General features: G+C 68.8%; 23 protein-coding genes. 10 read left to right on the top strand and 13 right to left on the bottom strand.

Annotated features, from left to right (window positions below; all coding sequences use genetic code 11):
* Positions 1-2 precede the first annotated feature (2 nt).
* From ACFYXH_RS04455 to ACFYXH_RS04435, 5 genes are all read right to left on the bottom strand, one after another.
* Positions 3-443 (bottom strand): DUF6304 family protein, encoded by a 441-nt coding sequence (locus tag ACFYXH_RS04455; protein ID WP_389560456.1) that lies wholly within the window; start codon positions 441-443, stop codon positions 3-5.
* Between the two features lie 49 nt (positions 444-492).
* Positions 493-897, bottom strand: coding sequence for a hypothetical protein (locus ACFYXH_RS04450; protein ID WP_389560455.1), 405 nt, complete (start codon positions 895-897; stop codon positions 493-495).
* 44 nt (positions 898-941) lie between these two features.
* The gene (locus tag ACFYXH_RS04445; protein WP_389560666.1) at positions 942-1,523 is read right to left on the bottom strand and encodes a dihydrofolate reductase family protein; all 582 of its coding nucleotides are present in this window, start codon (positions 1,521-1,523) and stop codon (positions 942-944) included.
* 165 nt (positions 1,524-1,688) lie between these two features.
* A complete protein-coding gene (locus tag ACFYXH_RS04440; protein ID WP_389560664.1) occupies positions 1,689-2,720 on the bottom strand; it encodes a family 2 encapsulin nanocompartment cargo protein polyprenyl transferase in 1,032 nt (343 codons plus the stop codon).
* 86 nt (positions 2,721-2,806) lie between these two features.
* Positions 2,807-4,231 (bottom strand): family 2B encapsulin nanocompartment shell protein, encoded by a 1,425-nt coding sequence (locus ACFYXH_RS04435; protein ID WP_389560454.1) that lies wholly within the window; start codon positions 4,229-4,231, stop codon positions 2,807-2,809.
* Positions 4,232-4,471: 240 nt separating this feature from the next.
* Between ACFYXH_RS04435 and ACFYXH_RS04430 the strand changes: the two genes are divergently transcribed.
* Entirely contained in the window at positions 4,472-5,062 is a 591-nt protein-coding gene (locus ACFYXH_RS04430; RefSeq protein ID WP_389560452.1) for an N-acetylmuramoyl-L-alanine amidase, read from the top strand.
* A gap of 10 nt (positions 5,063-5,072) precedes the next feature.
* Complete coding sequence (locus ACFYXH_RS04425; protein WP_389560450.1) at positions 5,073-6,044, top strand: 1-aminocyclopropane-1-carboxylate deaminase/D-cysteine desulfhydrase; 972 nt, start codon at positions 5,073-5,075, stop codon at positions 6,042-6,044.
* On the opposite strand, the gene ACFYXH_RS04420 is transcribed toward ACFYXH_RS04425, so the two are convergent.
* A complete protein-coding gene (locus ACFYXH_RS04420; RefSeq protein WP_389560448.1) occupies positions 6,023-7,621 on the bottom strand; it encodes a Na+/H+ antiporter in 1,599 nt (532 codons plus the stop codon). The genes ACFYXH_RS04425 and ACFYXH_RS04420 overlap by 22 nt on opposite strands.
* A gap of 56 nt (positions 7,622-7,677) precedes the next feature.
* Here ACFYXH_RS04420 and ACFYXH_RS04415 point away from each other — a divergent pair, with 56 nt between their 5' ends.
* The 3 genes from ACFYXH_RS04415 to ACFYXH_RS04405 all read left to right on the top strand — a co-directional run bounded on the left by ACFYXH_RS04415 (position 7,678) and on the right by ACFYXH_RS04405 (position 9,541).
* Positions 7,678-7,938, top strand: coding sequence for a UBP-type zinc finger domain-containing protein (locus ACFYXH_RS04415; RefSeq protein WP_389560447.1), 261 nt, complete (start codon positions 7,678-7,680; stop codon positions 7,936-7,938).
* Positions 7,939-8,180: 242 nt separating this feature from the next.
* Positions 8,181-8,594: an anti-sigma regulatory factor gene (locus ACFYXH_RS04410; RefSeq protein ID WP_307661212.1), complete on the top strand. Its 414-nt coding sequence runs from the start codon at positions 8,181-8,183 to the stop codon at positions 8,592-8,594.
* Positions 8,595-8,638: 44 nt separating this feature from the next.
* Positions 8,639-9,541 carry an RNA polymerase sigma factor SigF gene (locus ACFYXH_RS04405; protein WP_327325990.1) on the top strand — a complete coding sequence of 301 codons (903 nt, stop codon included), beginning with the start codon at positions 8,639-8,641 and terminating at the stop codon, positions 9,539-9,541.
* Positions 9,542-9,837: 296 nt separating this feature from the next.
* Here ACFYXH_RS04405 and ACFYXH_RS04400 read toward each other — a convergent pair whose 3' ends face one another.
* Positions 9,838-10,254: a hypothetical protein gene (locus ACFYXH_RS04400; protein ID WP_362686835.1), complete on the bottom strand. Its 417-nt coding sequence runs from the start codon at positions 10,252-10,254 to the stop codon at positions 9,838-9,840.
* A 70-nt stretch (positions 10,255-10,324) separates the two neighbouring features.
* On the opposite strand from ACFYXH_RS04400, the gene ACFYXH_RS04395 reads away from it, so the two are divergent.
* Complete coding sequence (locus ACFYXH_RS04395; protein ID WP_389560445.1) at positions 10,325-11,293, top strand: diacylglycerol/lipid kinase family protein; 969 nt, start codon at positions 10,325-10,327, stop codon at positions 11,291-11,293.
* 317 nt (positions 11,294-11,610) lie between these two features.
* Entirely contained in the window at positions 11,611-11,868 is a 258-nt protein-coding gene (locus tag ACFYXH_RS04390; RefSeq protein ID WP_003953983.1) for a WhiB family transcriptional regulator, read from the top strand.
* A gap of 193 nt (positions 11,869-12,061) precedes the next feature.
* Here ACFYXH_RS04390 and ACFYXH_RS04385 read toward each other — a convergent pair whose 3' ends face one another.
* The 6 genes from ACFYXH_RS04385 to ACFYXH_RS04360 all read right to left on the bottom strand — a co-directional run bounded on the left by ACFYXH_RS04385 (position 12,062) and on the right by ACFYXH_RS04360 (position 19,816).
* Complete coding sequence (locus tag ACFYXH_RS04385) at positions 12,062-13,537, bottom strand: sensor histidine kinase (RefSeq protein WP_389560662.1); 1,476 nt, start codon at positions 13,535-13,537, stop codon at positions 12,062-12,064.
* A gap of 365 nt (positions 13,538-13,902) precedes the next feature.
* Positions 13,903-14,973, bottom strand: coding sequence for an SIS domain-containing protein (locus ACFYXH_RS04380; protein ID WP_389560660.1), 1,071 nt, complete (start codon positions 14,971-14,973; stop codon positions 13,903-13,905).
* Between the two features lie 73 nt (positions 14,974-15,046).
* Complete coding sequence (locus tag ACFYXH_RS04375; RefSeq protein WP_389560443.1) at positions 15,047-16,597, bottom strand: glycoside hydrolase family 3 protein; 1,551 nt, start codon at positions 16,595-16,597, stop codon at positions 15,047-15,049.
* Between the two features lie 10 nt (positions 16,598-16,607).
* Positions 16,608-17,465, bottom strand: coding sequence for a carbohydrate ABC transporter permease (locus ACFYXH_RS04370; RefSeq protein WP_327325985.1), 858 nt, complete (start codon positions 17,463-17,465; stop codon positions 16,608-16,610).
* A complete protein-coding gene (locus ACFYXH_RS04365; protein WP_389560442.1) occupies positions 17,462-18,457 on the bottom strand; it encodes a carbohydrate ABC transporter permease in 996 nt (331 codons plus the stop codon). Before ACFYXH_RS04365 ends, ACFYXH_RS04370 begins: the two co-directional genes overlap by 4 nt.
* Before the next feature lie 75 nt (positions 18,458-18,532).
* A complete protein-coding gene (locus ACFYXH_RS04360) occupies positions 18,533-19,816 on the bottom strand; it encodes an extracellular solute-binding protein (RefSeq protein ID WP_385305237.1) in 1,284 nt (427 codons plus the stop codon).
* A 286-nt stretch (positions 19,817-20,102) separates the two neighbouring features.
* On the opposite strand from ACFYXH_RS04360, the gene ACFYXH_RS04355 reads away from it, so the two are divergent.
* The 3 genes from ACFYXH_RS04355 (at position 20,103) to mctP (ending at position 23,026) form a co-directional block, all read left to right on the top strand.
* Entirely contained in the window at positions 20,103-20,867 is a 765-nt protein-coding gene (locus ACFYXH_RS04355; protein WP_327325982.1) for a GntR family transcriptional regulator, read from the top strand.
* Between the two features lie 246 nt (positions 20,868-21,113).
* Positions 21,114-21,404: a DUF3311 domain-containing protein gene (locus ACFYXH_RS04350; RefSeq protein WP_389560440.1), complete on the top strand. Its 291-nt coding sequence runs from the start codon at positions 21,114-21,116 to the stop codon at positions 21,402-21,404.
* A complete protein-coding gene (gene mctP, locus ACFYXH_RS04345) occupies positions 21,401-23,026 on the top strand; it encodes a monocarboxylate uptake permease MctP (protein WP_389560438.1) in 1,626 nt (541 codons plus the stop codon). Before ACFYXH_RS04350 ends, mctP begins: the two co-directional genes overlap by 4 nt.
* The last annotated feature ends 222 nt before the right edge of the window (positions 23,027-23,248 follow it).

Here is a 23,248-nt window from a genome sequence, read left to right as displayed (position 1 = left end):
CGTCAGGCACCCACCGGCGCCGACTGCCCGAGCTCCGCGCCGGGCGGCAGCTGGCCTCGGATACGGCTGAGGGCGTCGTCGAAGTCACCACCGGCGACGCCGGATTCGTACGCGGCTCCGCCGTAGTGCAGGGTCAGATTGAGGTCGGCGCGGTCGAGCTGCCCGTCCGGCTGCGCCTCGCCGAGCGTCAACAGGCAGCTGAGCGTGGCTCGTTGGACCGTGCCGTCCGAGTGGACGGGCAGTGGCATGTCCCACTCCAGTACGCAGGAGGACAGCAGCCCGCTCAGGCCCACCGGCTCGAGGGTCGCGAAAGTCGCCCCTTCGTACTCGATTCCCCTGATATGCGTGCGCAGTTGCTGCCCGTGCGCCGCTATCGTGACCGCTTCCGCGCCCAGCCGGTCGCGGTACCAGCCCGCCCAGACTTCCGTCGACTCCGATGACATGGCGCGGACTGTAGCGGTACGACTGCTTCCGCCGAACAGCAGGGATGCCTCAGGTGGTCCCGGCCCCGGCGCCGGGCTCCTTGCCGGGCCCCGCGTCGGCCTCAGCCGCCCGGTCGGCCGGCTTCCCGGCCACGTTCTCGTTCGCCTTCTCGGCCGAGTTCTCCACCGGCTTCTCCACCGGCTTCTCCACCGGCTTCTCGGCCGGCTTCTCGGCCGGCTTCTCGGCCGACCGATGGGCCGCCTTCCTGTTCGGCCACCTGTACAGCTTCTCGACCACTTCCTCGGCGTGCTCGGCGCAATCCGGATTACGGCAGGGGCCGGGGCCCCACACGGGGACGAACGCACCTAGCGTCTTGTGTCGTCTGATGGCCGTGCCGACAGGCTGTCCGCAGGCGGGGCACACCCTCTCCCCAGCCTGCGGGCTGCGGACGATCCGGCGCCCTTCGCTGCCCATACCTCCAGGATATGGCGGTATGGGCAGACCGGACAGCCCTGCGGTCACAGCTTCCTGCGGTACTTCCTGACGATCACGCCATTGTCGAAGGCGCGCACGGAGTCGAGCGCGAATTCACCGATGCCGAACTCTGCGGCGAACATGGGCATGCCCGCGCCGAGGATCACCGGGTAGGTCTTGATGACGAGCTCGTCGACCTCGCCCATCAGCTGTCCCGCCAGGTTCGCACCGCCGCAGAGGTAGATGCCGAGCCCGCCCTCCTGCTTGAGCTCCCGGATCTTGGCCACCACATCGCCGGAGACGATCTCCACATGCGGGTCGGGCGACTCCTTGATGCTCCGGGACGCCACGTACTCCCGCAGATGTGCGTACGGGCTGGTGACCTTGATGTCCAGGGCGAGGTCATAGCTGGCCCGGCCCTGGATGATCACGTCGAACTCGCTGTTCGGCGCGTCGTCCACACCGAATGCCTGGCGCGCCATGGTCGGCAGGGTGTCCGGGCATTCCGCCCTGAGGTACTCGAGGAAGTCCCCGGCCACGAACGGCATGAAGAAGTCCGCCTTGCCGTCCGGGGCTCCGATGAAGCCGTCGATCGACGCGGCGATGAAGTAGCTGAGCTTGCGCAAGCCGGTCCTCTTTGTCATGGGGTGATGGGAGTGGCCGCAAGGCGTGGGGTTTCCCGGGCCGCAACCACTCCATCCATAGTGCTCCACTTGTAGTGGTAGCACAAGGTATTTACCGGAGCGGGAAATGGATGCCTCAACTCCGGTACAGCTCGCGCCATATGGGCCTCAGCGTGTGCGGCGAGTGACGAATTCGGCCAGGGACAGCAGATCGCCCGCCGCCGACAGGTCCGGCACCGCGCGCGAGAGCTCATGGACGGCACGCGCCATCCGGTCGGCCGCCTGCAGCTGCGCCCAGTCGCGGCCGCCCGCACGGTCGACCGCCTCGGCGGCGCGGCGCACTGCCGAGGCGTCCATGGGGCCGCGGTAGAGCTGCGCCAGCTCGGCGCCCGCCGGGGTGCCCGATGCCAGCGCCGCGACCACCGGCAGGGACTTCTTGTGGGCCGCCAGATCGGCGCCTGCCGGTTTGCCCGTCTGGTCGGGGTCTCCCCAGATCCCGACCAGATCGTCGATGAGCTGGAAGGCGAGCCCCGCCTCTCGCCCGAAAGCGTCCATCGCAGCCACCTCCTCCTCACCCGCGCCCGCGTACAGCGCGCCGAGCGCGCACGCACAGCCGAGCAGCGCCCCGGTCTTGGCCGTCGCCATGCCGAGGCACTCCTCCAGAGAGACCTCGTGCGGCGCACGCTCCTCGAAGGCGCAGTCCGCCTGCTGTCCGGCGCACAGCTCGACGAGACAGGCCGCGAGCCGCTTCGACGCGGCGGCCGACGCGGGGTGTCGGTCCTCGGCGAGCAGCTGCAGCGCGAGGGCGAGCAGCGCGTCGCCCGCGATGATGGCGGCCGGGGTGCCGAAGACCGTCCAGGCGGTGGGGCGGTGCCTACGGGTGGTGTCCTCGTCGATGACGTCGTCGTGGAGGAGCGTGAAATTGTGCGCCAGCTCCACAGCGGCAGCCGCCCGCACGGCTGACTGCGAGTCTCCGCCCAGCGCCCGGGCGGCGGCCAGTACGAGCGCGGGCCTGATGGCCTTGCCCGCCGCTCCCGCGGCCGGCGTGCCGTCGGCGTGCTCCCAGCCGAAGTGGTACATCGCGACGGGGCGTATGGATGCCGGCAACGACTCGACGGTCGCGCGCAGTTGCGGATCGACGGTGCTTCTGGTGCGTCCGAGAAGCGCGACGGCCTCGCTGCCCTCGACGGTGTCCTGCATGGTCAACTCAGCGGTCCTTTCCAGGTGTTGGGCCGAGCTGTCGGGCCGGGGGCGCCGCATGGCACCGGGCCCCCGGCCGCGTCGGTTCACCGCCAGCGGCTGACCTCGACGTTCTCCAGGACGCCGAGCGCGTCCGGCACGAGCACCGCCGCCGAGTAGTAGGCCGTGACCAGGTAGGAGATGATCGCCTGCTCGTCGATGCCCATGAAGCGCGCGGACAGGCTCGGCTCGATCTCGTCCGGGATGCCGCTCTGCTGCAGTCCGATGACGCCCTGATCGGCCTCGCCCGTACGCATACAGATGATCGACGTCGTACGGGCGTCGCTCACCGGGATCTTGTTGCAAGGGAAGATCGGCACGCCGCGCCAAGCCGGCATATGGTGCCCGGCGACCTCCACAGTCTCGGGGACCAGCCCGCGCTTGTTGCACTCGCGGCCGAAGGCGGCGACGGCCCGCGGATGGGCGAGGAACAGCTTCGACCCGCGCCGCCGCGACAGCAGTTCGTCCATGTCGTCGGGGCTCGGCACACCGTCGTGCGGCTGCAGCCGCTGACCGTAGTCGCAGTTGTTCAGCAGGCCGAACTCCCGGTTGTTGACGAGCTCGTGCTCCTGGCGCTCCCGCAGCGCCTCGACGGTGAGCCGCAGTTGCTGCTCGGTCTGGTTCATCGGCTGGTTGTAGAGGTCGGCGACGCGGCTGTGGACCTTCAGTACGGTCTGGGCGACGCTCAGTTCGTACTCGCGCGGCGCCGCTTCGTAGTCGACGTAGGTGTGCGGTACGACGGCTTCGCCGATATGGCCGGCGGACAGATCGATCTCCGCCTCGCCGTACTTGTTGGTCCGCTGCTGCGGCAGTTCGGAGAGCCCGGCCAGATGCGTACGCAGCGACTCCTCACGCTCCGCGAGGTTCAGCACATCGTCCCTGGTCAGGACGAGGACGGTGCATGCGGTCGCCGCGCGTGCGGTGTACTCCCAGACGGCTTCCCGGTCCGTGAGCGTCCGGTCGCCGAAGTACGCACCGTCGGCGAGGACGCCGAGCACCGCCTCGTCGCCGTACGGGCCGGTGCCGAGCTGCTCCACCCGGCCGTGTGCCAGGAGGAAGACGCGGCCCGCTTCCGAGCCGGATGCGGCCAGCACCTCGCCGGGCGCGAACTCCCGTTGCTCACAGCGGTTCGCCAGCTCGGCGAGCACCGCCTCGTCGCCGAACTCCCGCAGTGCGGGCAGTTCGCCGAGCTCGGCGGGGATGACCGCCACCCGGTCGCCGGTCTGCACGAACGTCACGCGTCCGTCGCCGACCGAATAGCTCAGGCGGCGGTTCACCCGGTAGGTACCGCCCTGTACTTGCACCCACGGCAGCATGCGCAGCAGCCACCGTGAGGTGATCTCCTGCATCTGCGGGGCCGATTTGGTGGTGGTCGCAAGGTTCCGCGCGGCTGCCGTACCGAGACTCTGCTGCTGCGCCGTCTGCTGCCCGCGGATCTCGTCGCCGACCGGACCAACCGAACCAACCGACATAGGACTCCCTCTCGATCATGGGGTCTGACCTGCGAAGAGAAGCCTTCCAGCACAGCGAGTTCCGGCGCCATTACACAAATGAGTGGGACTGGATCGGGTGGGCCCGGGGCACTGTCCGGATCGGCTCGCTCACCGTGTGAACGGATGGTCCTTCCACCGGAGTTCGGGTACAAGCACGATACGGAGCATTCCGCCCGGAACATTCCGCTCCGATCCCCTCACCCCCACAAGGAGACGGCCATGTCACCACCCATGTCCGCGAACAGCTTCCTCGACGCCCTGCGCGACGAGGGGCTGACGGTCGTCGAAGTCGGCGAATGGCGTACGCACAACCGCAACCACAAGGGCCCCTGGGGCCCGGTCCACGGCGTGATGATCCATCACACCGTCACCAAGGGTTCCGCGAGCACCGTCCGTATCTGCCGGGACGGTTACGCGAGCCTGCCGGGTCCGCTCTGTCACGGCGTCATCACCAAGGACGGCAGAGTCCATCTCGTCGGCTACGGGCGCGCCAACCATGCGGGTCTGGGCGACGACGACGTGCTGCGCGCGGTCATCGCGGAGAGAGCGCTCCCGCCGGACAACGAGGCGAACACCGATGGAAACCGCCATTTTTACGGCTTCGAGTGCGAGAACCTCGGCGACGGCGAGGACCCATGGCCGGCGGTCCAGCTGGAGGCGATCGAGAAGGCCGCGGCGGCGGTCTGCCGGCACCACGGCTGGACCGCGCGGTCGGTGATCGGCCACCTGGAATGGCAGCCGGGGAAGGTCGACCCGCGGGGCTTCACGATGAACTCGATGCGCGCACGCATCGACGAGCGTCTGAAGTGACAATGGGCAGGTGACCCGGGAAGCGTTCGACCTCACCGCCGCGCTGCGGCCGCGGCTGCCGTCGCCGCTGCAGCCGGTCGAGGACGAGCGCTTCGCCCGACACGGCGTACGTCTGCTGCTCAAGCGCGAGGACCTGATCCACCCGGAGCTCCCGGGCAACAAGTGGCGCAAACTCGCCCCGAACCTGCACGCGGCGGCCGGCCGGCCGCTCCTGACGTTCGGCGGCGCGTACTCCAACCACCTGCGTGCGACGGCGGCCGCAGGCCGGCTGCTGGGCTTCGCGACGATCGGCATAGTCCGCGGCGACGAACTGGCCTCGCGCCCCTTGAACCCCTCGCTGTCCCGGTGCGCGGCGGACGGTATGCACCTGCATTTCGTGGACCGCGCGGCATACCGCGGGAAGGACGCCCCGGAGGTGCGGGAGCGCATCCTGACGGCTGCGGCCGAGTCCATGGAGCGGCATTGCGCAGGAGGAGGGGCCGCCGGTTCGGGACGGGGCGGGGCCGGGGACATCTACGTCGTCCCGGAAGGCGGCAGCAACGCCCTCGCCGCCCAGGGCTGCACCGCCCTCGGCCACGAGCTCCGCGACGTCGCGGACGTCATCGCCGTCGCCTGCGGGACCGGCGGGACCCTCGCCGGACTCGCCGCCGGCCTCGGGCCGGGCAGGCGCGCCATCGGGTTCCCCGTCCTCAGGGGCGGCTTCCTCGGTGACTCCATACGCGCCCTCCAACGGGAGGCGTTCGGCGGCCCCGCCGGGAACTGGTCCCTCGACGAGCGCTTCCACTTCGGCGGATACGCCCGTACCACCCCCGGGCTGGACGCCTTCGCCGCGGACTTCGAGGCCCGCCACGGGCTGCCCGTCGAGCGCGTCTACGTCGCCAAGATGCTGTACGGCCTCACCGCGCTCGCCGCAGAGGGCGCCTTCCCGCCCGGCACCACCGTCGCCGCCGTCATCACCGGTCAGGACGATTCCTCGCGGTAGGCCGCCGCCTCCTCCAGATCCAGCCGGCGCAGCAGCGTACGCATCATCTCGTCATCGATCCGCCGCTGGTCCCGCAGCTGTACGAAGACCTCGCGCTCGGCGTCGATCATCTCCCGCGCGAGCCGCCGATAGGTGTCGTCCGCCGACTCGCCGGTCACCTCGCTCACCGTCCCGAGCCGCTCCCAGACCGAGTTCCGCCGCCGCTCCATCACGGTCCGCAGCCGGTCGGCCAGCGGCGGCGGCAGCGCGTTCTGCTCGTCCTCCAGCAGCTCGTTCAGCCGCACCTCCGCCGCCTGCGAGGCCTCGCTCTGGGCCTGCGCCTCGGCCAGCGTCTCGGCGTACCGGTCGCGGCCGGGCAGCTTCAGCGCCCGGATCAGCGCCGGCAGCGTGAGCCCCTGCACCACCAGCGTCGAGATCACCGTCGTGAAGGTCAGGAAGAGGACCAGGTTCCGCGCCGGGAAGGGCTCGCCGTCCGCCGTCGTCAGCGGGATGGAGAAGGCGATCGCCAGCGAGACGACGCCTCGCATCCCGGCCCAGCCCACCACCACCGGCGCGGTCCAGTTGGTGTCCGGCTCGCGCTCCCTGATCCGTTTCGACAGGCAGCGCGGCAGGAATGTCGCCGGGAAGACCCAGACGAACCGCACCACGACCACGGCGACGAAGACCCCGAAGGCGTACCAGAGCGATTCGCCGACGCCGTACCCGCCGAGCCCCTTGAGTACGTACGGCAGTTGCAGCCCGATCAGCGCGAAGACCGAGGACTCGAGGATGAACGCGACCATCTTCCAGACCGCCTCCTCCTGCAGCCGGGTCGCGAAGTCGACCTGCCAGGAGCGGTGCCCGAGATAGAGCGCGACGACGACCACGGCGAGCACTCCCGACGCCCCGACCTGCTCGGCCGCCGCGTACGCGACGAACGGGATGAGCAGCGAGAGCGTGTTCTGCAGCAGCGCTTCCTTGAGATGCGTACGCAGCCAGTGGATCGGCACCATCAGCACCAGGCCGACGACGACTCCGCCGACCGAAGCCAGCACGAACTCCTCGATGCCGCCGGCCCAGCTCGCGCCCTCGCCGACCGCCGCGGCCAGCGCCACCTTGAACGCGGTGATCGCGGTCGCGTCGTTCACCAGGGACTCGCCCTGCAGAATCGTGGTGATCCGGCTCGGCAGGCCCAGCCGGCGGGCGATCGCGGTCGCGGCGACCGCGTCCGGCGGCGCGATCACCGCGCCGAGCACCAGCGCCGCGGTCAGTGGCAGGTCCGGCACCAGCAGAAAGGCGAGGTATCCGACCGCGACGGTCGCAAAGAGGACATAGCCAACCGAGAGCAGCGCGACGGGCCGCAGATTCGCCCGGAGGTCGAGGTACGAACTGTCGACCGCCGCCTTGTGCAGCAGCGGCGGCAGCACCAGCGGCAGGACGATGTTCGGGTTGAGCGTGTAGTCGGGCACCCCGGGCACGTACGCGGCGATCAGCCCCGCCGTCACCAGCAGCAGCGGTGCCGGCACCGGAGTCCGGCGGGCCGCCCCGGCGATCGCGGCGCTGGCCGCTATCAGCGCCACCAGCGGCAGTGCGTCCATTTTCGCCCTCCTCACGTCCGTACGACGCCCGAGGGCCGCGTCGTAGTCTGGCAATCATGAGCGAGTGCCCGCATGTACGAAAACTGCCGCACCCCGAACCTGCTCCGCTGAGCGAGACGTGCCCGGAGTGTCTGGCGATCGGCAGCCACCCCGTACAGCTGCGGCTCTGCCTGGTCTGCGGCCACGTGGGCTGCTGCGATTCCTCGCCCCACCAGCACGCCGGAGCGCATTTCCAGGAGACCGGGCACGCGGTGATGCGGAGCTTCGAGCCGGGAGCCGTCTGGCGCTGGTGCTTCGTCGACGGTTCGATCGTCTGACGCGTGGGTACGTCAACCCTCCGCTGGGTCCTCGCAATTGGGCGCCGCAGACCTCTAGCCACTGTGTGTACTCATATGCTTACCATGAGTGACAGTCATCGACTGGGGGTCCCGGCGACAGGGCACCATGGATCGCGATAGCGTCGCCGGGCCAGTACCGGCTACGTACAAATGCGTAGCGACGGCTTCGGGATCTCCCCTCCCGTAGCCCCGAAAGAGCTTGTGCCACCTTGGAGGTGAGGGTGTCCCAGATCGCAGGCGAGCCCGGGACCCAGGACTTCGTGGAAGTCCGGCTGCCCGCTGCGGGTGCCTACCTGTCCGTGCTGCGTACGGCCACGGCCGGCCTCGCAGCACGCTTGGACTTCACCCTCGACGAGATCGAGGATCTGCGGATCGCGGTTGACGAGGCGTGCGCGATTCTGCTGCAGCAGGCTGTGCCCGGCTCCGTTCTCAGCTGCGTGTTCCGGCTCGTCGACGACTCGCTCGAGGTCACGGTCTCGGCGCCGACGACCGACGGTCGCGCGCCGGAGCGTGACACCTTTGCCTGGACGGTGCTGTCGGCACTGGCGGGCAAGGTCGACTCCACGGTCGCGGAGGACCGTACGGTCTCCATCAGCCTGTACAAACAGCGCGGCGCGGGACCCGGGCCGGCGTGAGGGACGGGGGCGGTCCGGTGCAGGACGAGGAGCGCGGACCCCGGATGCTGAGCGCGCCGACTGACATCCCGGAGCAGGAGGCGCGGCCGCACCCGGAGGACGGACTTGACGGCCAGACGGCCGCGGCGGAGCAGGCGCAGGCAGAGCGGGCGGACCGTATGAGCGAGCACGTGCACGAGAAGCAGCACGATCCACATGACCGCAGTGGTGCGCGGGCGATGTTCATCGAGCTGCGCAAGCTGCCCGACGGCTCGCCGGAGCGGGCAGAGCTGCGCAACCAGCTGGTGCGGATGCACCTGCCGCTCGTCGAGCACCTGGCGCGCCGCTTCCGCAATCGCGGCGAGCCGCTGGACGATCTGACGCAGGTCGCGACGATCGGTCTGATCAAGTCGGTGGACCGGTTCGATCCGGAGCGGGGCGTCGAGTTCTCGACGTATGCGACGCCCACGGTCGTCGGCGAGATCAAGCGCCACTTCCGCGACAAAGGCTGGGCGGTACGGGTACCGCGCCGCCTCCAGGAGCTGCGGCTCGCCCTGACCACGGCGACGGCGGAGCTCTCCCAGCAGCACGGCCGCTCCCCGACGGTGCACGAGCTGGCGGAACGCCTGGGCATCTCGGAGGAGGAGGTCCTGGAGGGCCTGGAGTCCGCGAACGCGTACTCCACGCTGTCCCTGGACGTCCCCGACACGGACGACGAGTCCCCGGCGGTGGCGGACACGCTGGGCGCGGAGGACGAGGCCCTTGAGGGCGTCGAATACCGCGAGTCACTGAAGCCGCTGCTCGAGGACCTGCCACCGCGCGAGAAGCGGATCCTGCTGCTGAGGTTCTTCGGCAACATGACGCAGTCGCAGATCGCGCAGGAGGTGGGCATCTCCCAGATGCACGTCTCCCGCCTGCTGGCCCGCACCCTGGCCCAGCTGCGCGAGAAGCTGCTGGTGGAGGAGTAGGGACGGCCGGGGCCGCGGTCGGCGCGGGGCGCGCACCGAAGCGCCCGGTCCTGACCAACGCCCCGGCGGCCGAGCATCCACGCCGCGAAGCACGGCGCTCCCGCCCCGAAACGCCCGGTCCGGCCCAGGACCGCCCACGCTCCGGCGCGCGCCGCGAAGCCGACGATTCCCACAGGGCGTGGCCCCGTCCCGAACAACAACCAGCGCCGCGAAGCCGACGCCGCCTCGCGGGCGCGCGGGGGACCGTGCCCCCTCACAACATCAAGGGCGGGCGGGTGGGAAAGACCCCGCACCCGCTACGCGTCCCGCGCCGCGCCGCCCCGGATGCCCAGCGCCTCCGTCGTCGTCGGGTTGACCAGCAGCACCAGGCCGGTCAAAGCGACCATCGCCAGCACGATGCCGAGCGGGATCAGCCCGGCCGACGAACGCAGCAGCGTCCACGACGGGATCAGCGCCATCAGGTGCGTGATGATCGCCGGGCCGCGGCTCCAGCTGCGCCGCAGCAGAAGCCCCCTCGCCGCGATCAGCGGGATCGCGCCGAGTGCGATCAATGTCACTCCGCCCATCTCCGCCTGCGAGGGGCTGTCAGGCCGGCCGAGCAGCCCCAGCACGAGCATGTAGACGCCGCCCGCGGCCAGTGCCAGGCCCTCCAGACCGGATACCGCGGCCGCGGCGGTCAGACGGGCAGGTCGGGGGGTCTGGTCATCGCTCACCTCTGCAGGGTAGCCCGCGTAGGAAGCCCGGGTCTGGGCCCGGTACCCACCACTGGGTACGCTGCTGCGCATGCGCGCACTTCTTGTGGTCAATCCGGCAGCAACCACCACCAGTGCTCGCACCCGTGACGTACTCATCCACGCCCTCGCCAGCGAGATGAAGCTGGAAGTCGTCACGACGGAGTACCGGGGACACGCCCGCGACCTCGGCCGCCAGGCCGCAGATTCCGACGACACAGAGCTGGTCGTCGCCCTCGGCGGCGACGGCACCGTGAACGAGGTCGTCAACGGTCTGCTCCACAACGGTCCCGACCCCGACCGCCTCCCCCGCCTCGCCGTCGTCCCCGGCGGCTCGACGAATGTCTTCGCCCGGGCCCTCGGGCTCCCGAACGACGCCGTGGAGGCGACCGGCGCGATCCTTGACGCGCTCCGCGACCGGACCGAGCGGACGGTCGGCCTCGGTCGCGCGGCCGGCACCCCGGGCACGGAGGACGAGTCGGCCCCGGCCCGCTGGTTCACCTTCTGCGCCGGACTCGGTTTCGACGCGAGCGTCATCGGCCGGGTCGAACAGCAGCGGGAGCGCGGCAAGCGCTCCACGCACGCCCTCTATATGCGCCAAGTGGTACGGCAGTATCTGGACGAGCCCCATCGCCGGCACGGCCCGATCACCCTCGACCGCCCCGGCAAGGACCCGGTCACCGATCTTGTGCTGTCCATAGTCTGCAACACCGCCCCCTGGACCTACCTGGGCAATCGCCCGGTGTACGCCTCCCCGGCGGCCTCGTTCGACACCGCCCTGGACGTCGTCGCACTGTCCAAGCTGTCGGCCCCCGCCGTGGCCCGGTACGCCACCCAGCTGCTCACCTCGACCCCCGAGCGCGGACCGCGCGGCAAGCACGCCGTCACTCTCCATGACCTGACGGACTTCACCTTGAATTCAAAGGTTCCGCTGCCGTTCCAGATGGACGGTGACCATCTGGGGCTCCGCACGAGCGTGACGTTCACAGGCGTACGCCGTGCACTGCGTGTGATTGTGTGAGCGGAAGGACCGAAAGTCCTTTATCTCGAACGTATGGGCTGGGCTCCACCCCATAGAAGTACGGCTGTGACCTAGTCGACACCGAGGAATCAAAAAAAAGTTTCCGGAAGGGGTTGTATCCGCCGCCGAGGTTTGCGAATCTCTACATGGCGATCGGGACGGCCCGCAACATCGGCCCCACAGACCGCCAGAACCCCTCCTTAGAACCCAGGACCACGCCGGGTAACTGGCAGTCGGCCCTTCCCTCGTGGGGGGATTCGTGAAAGCGTTCACATTCACAAGCAACCTGAATGTAATACCAAGGAGAGGTAGCAGCCATGGACTGGCGTCACAACGCCGTTTGCCGCGAGGAAGACCCCGAGCTCTTCTTCCCCATCGGCAACACTGGTCCTGCGCTGCTGCAGATCGAGGAAGCCAAGGCCGTCTGCCGTCGCTGCCCCGTCATGGAGCAGTGCCTGCAGTGGGCGCTCGAGTCCGGCCAGGACTCCGGCGTCTGGGGTGGCCTCAGCGAGGACGAGCGTCGTGCGATGAAGCGTCGCGCCGCTCGCAACCGGGCGCGTAACGCCAGCGCCTGACGCCCGCCCCTGCTACGAGCCTGAGCCCGGCGCCGCGTACAGAGAGTACGCATTCACCGCCTTCGAGCCGCAGCGCGCAGTACCCCCGATGCGCATAGCAACGTGAGCTTCGAGCCCCGGACCGTTCCACACGGTCCGGGGCTCATTGCTGTTCCGGCTCTCTTACTTCCGCTTCTCGCCTACTTCTGCTTCTCTACTTCTCGCCCTGGACAGGGATGTCGAGGACGACGCGGGTGCCACGACCGGGCGCCGGGACCGGGACCATGTCGAAGGTTCCGCCCAACTCCCCTTCCACCAGGGTCCGTACGATCTGCAGACCCAGATTGCCGGCGCGCTGCGGATCGAAGCCCTCGGGCAGACCGCGGCCGTCGTCCTGGACGGTGATCAGCAGCCGGCTGGTCTCCGCGCGCTGATCGGTCCGCACGGCCGCGACCTCGACCGAGCCGCGCTCCCCCTGCGCGAAGGCGTGCTCCAGGGCGTTCTGCAGCACCTCGGTCAGGACCATGGAGAGCGGTGTGGCGACTTCCGCGTCGAGGATCCCGAACCGTCCCGTACGGCGGCAGTCGACCTTGCCCGGCGAGATCTCGGCGACCATCGCGATCACCCGGTCCGCGATTTCGTCGAACTCGACGCGCTCGTCCAGATTCTGGGAAAGCGTCTCATGGACGATCGCGATCGAACCGACGCGCCGTACCGCCTCGTTGAGCGCCTCCCGGCCACCTTCGGAATCCATCCGGCGGGCCTGGAGACGGAGCAGGGCGGCGACCGTCTGGAGGTTGTTCTTCACCCGGTGGTGGATCTCCCGGATGGTGGCGTCCTTGGTTATCAACTCGCGCTCACGGCGCCGGAGTTCGGTGACGTCGCGGAGAAGTACGAGAGAGCCGATCCGGACGCCCTTGGGCTTGAGCGGGATGGCGCGCAGCTGGATGACGCCGCCATTGCCCTCGACCTCGGTCTCGCGCGGCGCGTAGCCGCTGGCAAGTTTGACCAGGGCCTCGTCGACCGGACCGCGGGACGGGGCGAGTTCGGCGGTGGTCTGGCCGAGGTGATGTCCGACGAGGTCGGAGGCGAGGCCGAGGCGGTGGTACGCGGAGAGGCCGTTGGGGCTCGCGTACTGGACAACGCCATCGGCGTCGAGCCTGATCAGCCCGTCGCCGACGCGCGGCGACGCATCCATGTCGACCTGCTGCCCGGGGAAGGGAAACGATCCTGCGGCGATCATCTGGGCAAGGTCGGAGGCGGACTGGAGGTAGGTGAGCTCCAGCCGGGAAGGGGTCCGTACGGTCAGCAGGTTCGTATTGCGGGCGATGACGCCGAGGACTCGGCCCTCGCGGCGTACGGGGATGGACTCGACCCGCACCGGCACCTCCTCGCGCCACTCCGGGTCGCCCTCGCGCACGATCCGCCCCTCGTCGAGCGCGGCGTCGAGCAGCGGCCGGCGGCCGCGGGGGACGAGATGGCCGACCATGTCGTCCTGGTAGGAGGTGGGGCCCGTGTTGGGCCGCATCTGGGCCACCGAGACATAGCGGGTGCCGTCGAGGGTGGGGACCCAGAGGACGAGGTCGGCGAAGGAGAGGTCGGAGAGCAGCTGCCACTCCGAGACCAGCAGATGGAGCCACTCGAGGTCGGATTCACTGAGGGCTGTGTGCTGGCGTACGAGGTCGTTCATGGAGGGCACATCTGCGAGCGTACCTTCGGGGTGAACCGGTTGAGCCGTCCGGCCGTGCCGGAGGATGGACCGGAACTAAGCTCTGCAGATGGATGGACAGCGGAGAATGGTCTAGTCCACAATGTTTGAGTAAAGCCTCCACCCTCCCCGCACAGGAGAGTGGAACGAGGTACCCGGCGCTCTCTGCCCTGACTGCGTCGATACCTCTCACACGGCCGAGCGGGACCGCACACCTGCCGGCCGGAGCAGCTCCGGGCTGCGGTGCCGTACGGGTTGAGGGTCCCGTCACGGCGCCGCGGCCCGCGGGTGCCCCCTTCAGCCCCTTCAGCGGGTGTCGTCACCTTTCAGTGCGTCCCGTCCACCGTTCAGTGCGTCTCCGTCACCTTCGCCAGAGCGCGCGGCGCGTCCGGGTCCTGGCCGCGCGCGATCGTCACCTCGTACGCCAGCAGCTGCAGCGGCAGGATCTCCAGGATCGGCTGGAGATCCTCCGGGACGCCGTCCACCGGGAGGACAAAGCCCGCCGAGGCCGCGTCGACCTGGGGCTTGGGGCCGATCACCACAAGGTCCGCGCCGCGGCCGCGGAGGCGGTCGAGGACCGGCTGGAGGGCCTCGCCGCCCTTGCCGTCGGTGACCACCGCGATGACCGGGGAGATGTTGTCGACCATGGCCAGCGGGCCGTGCAGCAGATCCGCGCCGGAGTACGCGAGGGCCGGGATGTAGCTCGTCTCCATCAGCTTCAGCGCGGCCTCCTTCGCCGTGGGGTAGCCGTAACCCCGCGACGTGATCACCATCCGCTCGGCGAAGCGGTAGCGGGAGGCCAGCTGCCGCACCTCGTCCTGGCGGGACAGGATCTGCGCGGCGAGCTCCGGGAGGATCTTCGCCGCCGCGCCGTCGCCGCCGCGCAGACCCTCCACGAACAGATAGAGCGCGAGCAGCGACGCGGTGTACGTCTTCGTCGCCGGGAGCGCATTCTCCGGGCCGGCCAGGATGTCGATGTGGAATTCGGAGACCGCCGCCAGCGGGGAATCCGCGTTGTTGGTCACCGCCAGCGTGATCGCGCCCGCCTCCCGCGCCGCCTTCGTCGACGCCACCAGGTCCGGTGAGCCGCCGGACTGACTGACCGTGATGACCAGGACGTCGGTCAGATCGGGCCGTGCTCCGTACGCCGTCGTCGTCGACATGGAGGTCAGCCCGCACGGCAGACCCAGCTGGATCTCGAGCAGGTACTTCGCGTACAGCGCGGCGTTGTCGGACGTGCCGCGCGCGGTCAGCAGCACGAAGCGCGGGCCGCGCGCCGCGATCGCCGCCGCCACCTCGCGGATCTTCGGCGCGCCCTCCTCGAGGATGCGCCGCAGCACCGTCGGCTGTTCCGCCATCTCGCCGGACATGATCCGGCCCGGACGCTCGCTCTGTTCGGCCGAACTCGTGGCGGACATGCTGGCTGCCTCCATGTGGCATTCCTTGTGCCGGGGACGGAAGAGTCTCCCGGTACAGCACGGCCCGCGTCGGTCAGACCCCGGCGCCCTTGCCGGTGATGACCTCCGCGGCGGCCCGTCCGCAGACGCGGGCGGCGCCATGGGTCGCGATGTGCAGGACCCCCCTCGGCTCCGCCCGGTCCACACCCATCTCGACCACGACCGTGTCGGGACGGGCCTCGATCAGGGCGTCCAGAGCGTCGGCCATCCAGGGGTGGCGGTGGACGTCGCGTACTACAGCGACGATCCTACGGTCCCCCGCAAGACTCAGCACATTTCTGATCAAAGAGGATGTATCGGTCGTACCGTCAGCAGCGCTGCCAAATGTGTCGGTCGTCGTGCCCGGCAGTATCGCGGCCAGCTCCGCCGCCACTCCCCACGGAGTCTCGTCCCCCACGGCGATGTTCGCGACCGGTGTGAAAGCGGCTACGTACGGAGGGCACGTCAGCGGTTCGTACGGCACCTCCCCCGCCGTCACCCGCACAGCCCGGCGCGCCGCGACAAGGCCGATGTCGGTGCCGGGCGCGGTCCCCTCCTGTGAAGCCACGCCCGGCTCCGCTGCAGCCCCCCTGGCCCGGCGCGTCCAGTCGGCGAGGGCGCGTACCCGCGCCGCCGCGTCGACCAGCCGCTCCTCGGGCAGTTCGCCGTCCCGTACCGCCGCGACCAGCGCGTCGCGCAGCCGCAGTACGGTCTCCTCGTCGGCCAGGCCGCCGCCGACACAGATCGCGTCGGCGCCCGCGGCGATCGCGAGGACGGAGCCGCGCTCGATGCCGTACGCCGCCGAAATGGCTTGCATCTCCATGCCGTCGGTGACGATCAGGCCCTGGTAGCCCAGCTCTTCGCGCAGCAGACCGGTGAGGATCTGCGGGCTCAGCGTCGCCGGGCGGTTCGGGTCGAGCGCGGGAAGCAGGATATGCGCGCTCATCACCGCTTTGGAACCCGCCGCGATCGCGGCGCGGAAAGGCACCAGCTCACGGGCGTGCAGCGTGTCGAGATCCACGTCTATCCGGGGCAGCGCGTGGTGCGAGTCCACATTGGTGTCGCCGTGTCCGGGGAAGTGCTTGGTGCAGGCGGCGACTCCGGAGGACTGGAGGCCTTCGACGTACGCGACGGTGTGGCGGGAGGCGAGCGCGGTGTCGGCACCGAAGGACCGTACGCCGATGACCGGGTTGTCCGGATTGGAGTTGATGTCCGCGGACGGCGCCCAGTTGAGGTCGACGCCGCACTCCGCGAGCCGGCGGCCGAGCTCTCGGGCGACGGCCCGGGTGAGGTCCGTGTCGTCCACCGTGCCCAGCGCGTAGTTGCCGGGGAAGGAGGAGCCGGTGCGCACCTCGAGCCGGGTGACGTCTCCGCCCTCCTCGTCGATCGCGACGAGTACGTCGTCCCGCTCGGCCCGCAACTGGTCGGTGAGCGCGGCCAGCTGACCGGGCGAGACGATATTGCGGCCGAACAGGCCGACGGCCGAGAGGCCTTCGCCGATCCGGCGCAGCAGCCAGTCCGGTGCGGTGGTGCCGACGAAACCCGGCTGGAGGACGGCGAGCGCGTCGCGGGTCAGGGTGTCTGTACTGCGTACGAGAGTTGTCATGTGGACGGCGTCATCCCTTCACTGCGCCGGCCGTCAGACCCGCGGCCATCTTGCGCTGGACGAGGAGGAAGAGGATCACGATGGGGATGGCCATCATCGTGGCGCCCGCCATCATCGGGGCGTACTCGGTGCCGTTCTTGGTGGTGAAGTTGCCCAGCCACACGGTGGCGGTCTGGTTCTGCTGGCTCATCAGCATCAGTGCGTACAGATACTCGTTCCATGCCTGGATGAAGCCGTAGACCGAGGTAGCGACCATGCCCGGGGCGAGCAGCGGGAAGACCACGCGGATGAAGGCGCCGGTGCGGGTGCAGCCGTCGACCATCGCCGCCTCCTCCAGCTCCTTGGGGATGTTGACGATGAATCCGCGCAGCGTCCACACCGTGAAGGGGAGGATGAAGGTCAGATACGTGATGATCAAGCCCGTGAGCTTGTCGTACTGACCGAGGTCGTTCAGCAGCAGGAAGACCGGGATGATCATGGCGACCAGCGGGATCATCTGGACCGCGAGGATGCCGACGATCACGATCTTGCGGCCGCGGAAGGCGAACCGGGATATCGCGAGCGCGGCGAGCATGCCGACCGCGATGCCGATGACAACCACGACGAGCGAGACGGTCAGGCTGCGTCCGACCGGTCCCCAGAAGTCGGCGATGTCCAGGGCCCGCCGGAAGTTCTCCGTCGTGAAGACGTTGGGGAAGAAGTGCGGGTCGGGGTCGATGGCGTCCTTGGCCGGCTTGAACGCCGTGTTCAGCATCCAGTAGACCGGGAACCCCGCGGTGACGAAGACAAGGAGGCCGAGCAGATTCCAGCCGAGCCGGCTCTTCCTGGGACGGCGGGTGGCGGCGGGAGCCGCGGCGGTCGAAGTCACTCCACCTCTCCGATCTTGAGCATCTGGCGCATATAGACCGCGACCACACCGAGCAGCAGGATCACGGTGACAAGCGCGATCGCCGAGCCGGTGCCGTAATCGTTGACGACGAAGGCCTTGTCGTACGAGTACGTGGTGAGCAGCTGGAACTCCGCCTCGGGATGGCCGTTGCGCATCACGAAGACCTGCGGGAAGACACCCATGTCCCAGATCACCGAGAGCGTCGTCAGCATCACGATGATGGGCTTGAGGATTGGCAGGGTGACGAAGCGGAAGACTCCCCAGGCGCCGGCGCCGTCGAGACGGGCGGCCTCTTCGAGCTCCTTGGGCACCTGGGTGAGGCCGGCGCTGAGTGTGATCACGACGAAGGGCACGGCGCCCCAGACCACCAGCAGGATGATCACGGCGAGGCCCTGGGGGCCGCTGGCGAACCAGTTGTGGCCGATCATGTCGACTCCGGGCAGCCTGGAGAGCAGCCAGTTGAGCACGCCGTAGTCGGCGTCGAAGAGCCACTTGAAGATCGCGGTGGCGACGATGATGGGCATGCCCCAGCTCGCCACGAGCGCGATGTTGATCAGGGTCTTCACCCAGCCTGAGACCCGTTGCAGCAACAGCGCGACCAGCATGCCGATGACCATGGTCAGCACCACGGCGCTGAAGGCGAAGACCGCGGTCCGTATGACGACGGTCCAGAACTCGCTGTCCCCGAGGATCTTGGAGAAGTTGTCGAAGCCGACCGACTCCGGGTCCTTGAAGCCCCACAGCTGGGGCTGGCCGAACTTCTGGAAGGAGAGGGTGACCAGCCGTACCAGCGGATAGCCGAGGACGAGCAGAAGGATGAGCAGGCAGGGTGCGAGCAGCAACCAGGGCACTCCTGCCCCGTCTGCTGTCGGCTTTCTGCCGGGCTTTGCCGGGGTGGCTGCGCCGGTCCCCGGTGGTGGCGATTGCCGCGTCGGCGGCACCGTGGCGGTGGTTGTCTCTGCGGCACTCATCCCGTGCTCCTCAGCGGTCCCTCTCCCGGTACGAGCGGCAGGGCCCCGTCGCGGTGACGGGGCCCTGCCCATAGGTCACTTGGTGTTGATGACCTTGTCGATCGCGGCGTCCGCGGCCTTCGCGGCGTCCGCCACCGACTTCTTGCCGGTGCCGATCTGCTGCAACATGGTCTTGAGGGTCTGGGCCTTCTCGACCTGACCCCAGCCCGGTGCCATCGGGACGAACCAGTTGGACTCGGCGGCGGTGGCCGGGACCACCGTCTTCGGATCGTTCTTCAGGGTCGCCAGGTCGGTCTTGTTGTTGGGCAGGTTGCCCTTGGCGAGCAGACCCTTCTGGCCCTGGGCGCCGGTGAAGGCGTTGATCCACTCGGCCGCGACGTCCTGCGCCTTGGACTTGACCGGGACGGCCAGGTCGGAGCCGCCGAGGAAGACGGGAAGGGCCTTGCCGTTCGGGCCGGGCATCACGAAGTTCTCGAGCTTGTCGGCGAGTTTGCCGACCTTGTCGTTCTTCGGGTCGGCGGCCGTGCCGCCCTCCCAGGCCGCGCTGAAGATGGTCGCGGACTTGCCCTGGCCGAAGACGACCGGACGGTCGGACTCGTCCTTCGTCTTGTCGCCGTGCATGTACTTGTCGAGGATCGACTTGTACTCATTGAGGCCCTTGAGGGACTCGGGCGAGGACAGGTTGGCCTTCCAGGTGTCGCCGTCCTTCTTGGCGATGGAGCCGCCGGCGTCGTACACGAAGGACATCGCGGCGTACCAGTCCGGCGAAGGCTGGTACCAGGCGCTGAACTTGTCGCCCTTCTTCTCCTGGATCTTGTCCAGGGCGGCGGTGAGCTCCGCGTACGTCTTCGGGGCGGCCTTCACGCCGGCCTCGGCGGCGATGTCCTTGCGCCAGGTGCCGACACGCCCACCGGCGTAGTACGGGACACCGTAGGTCTTGCCGTCGTACGTGACGGACTCCTTGAGGCCGTCCAGCCACGCGTCCGACTGCTCGAACTTCTTCGGGTCGACCTCGGCGAACGCGCCCTTGGTCATGTAGCCGAGCATCTCGGTGTTGCCCATCTCGACCACGTCCGGAGCCTTGTCCGTGGCGAGTACGGCGTCGAGCTTGGCGTTCTTGTCCGGCCAGCCGTAGTACTCGTGCTTGATCTTGATGCCCGGGTGCTTCTTGACGATCGCGTCGTCGGCGGCCTTCACGAGATCGGGCCAGTTGTTCTGGGCGTCCACCGTCAGCCAGACGGTCAGCTCCTTGGCGTCGCCGCCGCCGGCCTTGTCCCCGCCCTTGTCCGAATCACCACAGGCCGCAAGGCCGATCATCATGCCCGCGACGCCTACCGCCGCGATGAGCTTGCGCTTCACGCCACCCTCCTCAGGGATGCCTGCAACCCCCCTGCCCACCGCGAAGACATACGACGAGTACTGCTCGTGGGGCTGGGACCTGGTCTTTAATGGTTTAGACCAGTACTCGGGAGCTTGGCCTAGACCTTTAGGGGTGTCAAGGGTGTATAAGAAGGGCTGTCACCTCCGTTATCGGACCGACACCTGAGGGAGGTCGACGACCCGTGACCGGACCGTGCCACCATGTGAGCCGCAACAGACGGAGGAGCCGGTGACGGCAGCAGCACAAGAGTCGGGAAGGCGGGCCATGGCCACGGACGGGGGCGGCACCGAGACCGAGGGCGGGGCACAGACCCGTACCGCGCGCGTGCCCAAGTACTACCGGCTGAAGCGGCACTTGCTGGACATGACGGAGACCATGCCGCCCGGCACGCCCGTGCCGCCGGAGCGCACGCTCGCCGCGGAGTTCGACACCTCGCGTACGACGGTGCGCCAGGCGCTCCAGGAACTGGTCGTCGAGGGCCGCCTCGAGCGCATCCAGGGCAAGGGCACGTTCGTGGCCAAGCCCAAGGTCTCGCAGGCCCTGCAGCTCACCTCGTACACCGAGGACATGCGGGCCCAGGGCCTCGAGCCCACCTCGCAACTGCTGGACATCGGGTATGTCACGGCCGACGACACGCTGGCCGGACTGCTGGACATCTCGGCCGGCGGACGGGTGCTGCGGATCGAGCGGCTGCGGCTGGCGAGCGGCGAACCGATGGCGATCGAGACGACGCATCTGTCGGCCAAGCGCTTCCCGGCGCTGCGGCGCAGCCTGGTGAAGTACACCTCGCTCTACACCGCGCTGGCGGAGGTGTACGACGTCCATCTGGCCGAGGCCGAGGAGACCATCGAGACCTCGCTGGCCACGCCGCGCGAGGCGGGGCTGCTCGGTACGGACGTGGGCCTGCCGATGCTGATGCTGTCGCGCCACTCGCTCGACGCGCAGGGCGAGCCCGTGGAGTGGGTGCGCTCGGTGTACCGGGGCGACCGGTACAAGTTCGTGGCGAGGCTTCAGCGCCCCGCACCCTGAACCGCTCCCTGAACCGGTCTCTGAACCGCGGTCCGACCCGCACACCCTGCCCCGCCGAGGTTCATCGGCACAGCGCCGCAACTGCCGTTGCGGCGCTATGTCATGTTTGCGGCCACCGTGCCCGGGCGCGACGCGAAGTCGTTGCCGTACCGATATGCGGACGGGGGGTGACTCGGTTCGAAAGCCTCGCCTACATTTCCTGCGCATTACAGGTACAGGTGATCAGCGAGGGGACGGAGTCGCCGTATGTCAGCAGAGCCTGAGGCGCCAGAAGCGCCGGAAGTGCCTGAAGTTCCTGAAGCGAAACCACCGGTCATCACGCCGGTGCGCGTGATCGTCGCCCTCTGCCTCTTCGCGCCGTTTGTGTCGATGCTCTGGGTCAGTTCGTATGCGAAGACCGAACCGGCCTTCATCGGGATCCCGTTCTTCTACTGGTACCAGATGCTCTGGGTGGTCATCTCGACCGCACTCACCATGATCGCTTACCAGCTGTGGCAGCGCGACCAGCGCGCCCGCAAGGGGGGTGCGTCGAAGTGAAGGACGGCGTGAACGGCGTCGCACTCGGCGTCTTCATCTTCTTCTTCCTGGCCGTCACGGTCATGGGCTTCCTGGCCGCGCGCTGGCGCAAGGCCGAGAGCGACAGCCTCGACGAATGGGGCCTGGGCGGCCGTTCGTTCGGCACCTGGGTCACCTGGTTCCTGCTCGGCGGTGACCTGTACACGGCTTACACCTTCGTCGCCGTCCCGGCGGCGATCTACGCGGCGGGCGCGGCGGGCTTCTTCGCCGTGCCGTACACGATCCTCGTCTACCCGCTGATCTTCACCTTCCTGCCGCGGCTGTGGTCGGTGTCGCACAAGCACGGATACGTCACCACCTCGGACTTCGTGCGCGGGCGCTGGGGCTCGAAGGGTCTCTCGCTGGCGGTCGCCGTCACCGGCATCCTGGCGACGATGCCGTACATCGCGCTCCAACTGGTCGGCATCCAGGCGGTACTCGATGTGATGGGCGTCGGCGGTGGCGAGACGACCAACTGGTTCGTCAAGGACCTGCCGCTGCTGATCGCCTTCGGTGTGCTGGCGGCGTACACATACTCGTCCGGTCTGCGGGCGCCGGCGCTGATCGCGTTCGTCAAGGATGCGCTGATCTACATCGTCATCGCTGTGGCGATCATCTACATCCCGATCAAGCTCGGCGGCTTCGACGACATCTTCGCGAAGGCGGGCGACGCGTTCGCGCAGATCAACCCGGTGACGGAGAAGCCACGGGGCGCGCTGGCGCCGGGCGAGGCGGGCCAGTGGGGTTACGCGACGCTGGCGCTGGGCTCGGCGCTCGCGCTCTTCATGTATCCGCACTCGATCACGGCGACGCTGTCCTCGCGCAGCCGTGATGTGATCCGCCGCAACACCACGATCCTGCCGCTGTACTCGCTGATGCTGGGTCTGCTGGCGCTGCTCGGGTTCATGGCGATCGCGGCCGGTATCAAGGTGCAGAACGGTCAGCTGGCGATCCCTCAGCTGTTCGAGACAATGTTCCCGGACTGGTTCGCGGGTGTGGCCTTCGCGGCGATCGGCATCGGCGCGCTGGTGCCGGCGGCGATCATGTCGATCGCGGCGGCGAACCTGTTCACCCGGAACATCTACAAGGACTTCATCAAGCCGGACGCGACGCCCGCTCAGGAGACGAAGGTCTCCAAGCTGGTCTCGCTGCTGGTGAAGGTGGGCGCGCTGGTCTTCGTTCTGACGATGGACAAGACAGTGGCGATCAACTTCCAGCTCCTTGGCGGCATCTGGATCCTCCAGACCTTCCCGGCTCTGGTCGGCGGCCTGTTCACGCGCTGGTTCCACCGCTGGGCGCTGCTGGCGGGCTGGGCGGTCGGCATGATCTACGGCACGTCGGCGGCGTACGGAGTCGCGAGCCCGACACAGAAGCACTTCGGCGGCTCGTCGGCGGAGATCCCCGGCCTCGGCGAGATCGGCTACATCGGCCTCACGGCGTTCATCCTGAACGTGGTGGTGACGGTGGTCCTGACGTTCGTCCTGCGGGCGCTCAAGGCCCCGGAAGGCGTCGACGAGACCAGTCCGTCGGACTACACGGCGGACGCGGGCGACGCGGGCGTCCAGGTGGAACTGCCGCCGGCGACGGCAGGGGTGAGTCACTGACGGTCGGGCCGACTGAGGGCCGTTGCGTTTCCCGGGAGGGGCGCGACGGCCCTTGGCTGTTGGGTAGGCAGCAAATCAAGCCCCGCACATCAAGCCACAACGGCGATTGAGGCGCGGGGTCCGGGGTGGATATCCAGACCGTCCCCGGGATCACCTTGCTCCCTTACGCGTTGGAGCCGCGGTGCGCCATGACACAACATGTGGGGGGTGCCGCATCAAGCG

Origin of the sequence: Streptomyces sp. NPDC002730, assembly GCF_042888805.1 — a bacterium.
GTDB lineage: Bacteria > Actinomycetota > Actinomycetes > Streptomycetales > Streptomycetaceae > Streptomyces.
The sequence above is the reverse complement of the archived record's forward strand: the minus strand, read 5'-3'. Positions and strand labels throughout refer to the sequence as shown.

Coding starts and splice junctions, on each gene's coding strand:
- ACFYXH_RS04455 (WP_389560456.1), bottom strand. CDS start 443: ATGTCATCGGAGTCGACGGAAGTCTGGGCGGGCTGGTACCGCGACCGG.
- ACFYXH_RS04450 (WP_389560455.1), bottom strand. CDS start 897: ATGGGCAGCGAAGGGCGCCGGATCGTCCGCAGCCCGCAGGCTGGGGAG.
- ACFYXH_RS04440 (WP_389560664.1), bottom strand. CDS start 2,720: ATGCAGGACACCGTCGAGGGCAGCGAGGCCGTCGCGCTTCTCGGACGC.
- ACFYXH_RS04435 (WP_389560454.1), bottom strand. CDS start 4,231: ATGTCGGTTGGTTCGGTTGGTCCGGTCGGCGACGAGATCCGCGGGCAG.
- ACFYXH_RS04430 (WP_389560452.1), top strand. CDS start 4,472: ATGTCACCACCCATGTCCGCGAACAGCTTCCTCGACGCCCTGCGCGAC.
- ACFYXH_RS04420 (WP_389560448.1), bottom strand. CDS start 7,621: ATGGACGCACTGCCGCTGGTGGCGCTGATAGCGGCCAGCGCCGCGATC.
- ACFYXH_RS04415 (WP_389560447.1), top strand. CDS start 7,678: ATGAGCGAGTGCCCGCATGTACGAAAACTGCCGCACCCCGAACCTGCT.
- ACFYXH_RS04405 (WP_327325990.1), top strand. CDS start 8,639: ATGCTGAGCGCGCCGACTGACATCCCGGAGCAGGAGGCGCGGCCGCAC.
- ACFYXH_RS04395 (WP_389560445.1), top strand. CDS start 10,325: ATGCGCGCACTTCTTGTGGTCAATCCGGCAGCAACCACCACCAGTGCT.
- ACFYXH_RS04390 (WP_003953983.1), top strand. CDS start 11,611: ATGGACTGGCGTCACAACGCCGTTTGCCGCGAGGAAGACCCCGAGCTC.
- ACFYXH_RS04385 (WP_389560662.1), bottom strand. CDS start 13,537: ATGAACGACCTCGTACGCCAGCACACAGCCCTCAGTGAATCCGACCTC.
- ACFYXH_RS04380 (WP_389560660.1), bottom strand. CDS start 14,973: ATGTCCGCCACGAGTTCGGCCGAACAGAGCGAGCGTCCGGGCCGGATC.
- ACFYXH_RS04375 (WP_389560443.1), bottom strand. CDS start 16,597: ATGACAACTCTCGTACGCAGTACAGACACCCTGACCCGCGACGCGCTC.
- ACFYXH_RS04365 (WP_389560442.1), bottom strand. CDS start 18,457: ATGAGTGCCGCAGAGACAACCACCGCCACGGTGCCGCCGACGCGGCAA.
- ACFYXH_RS04355 (WP_327325982.1), top strand. CDS start 20,103: ATGGCCACGGACGGGGGCGGCACCGAGACCGAGGGCGGGGCACAGACC.
- ACFYXH_RS04350 (WP_389560440.1), top strand. CDS start 21,114: ATGTCAGCAGAGCCTGAGGCGCCAGAAGCGCCGGAAGTGCCTGAAGTT.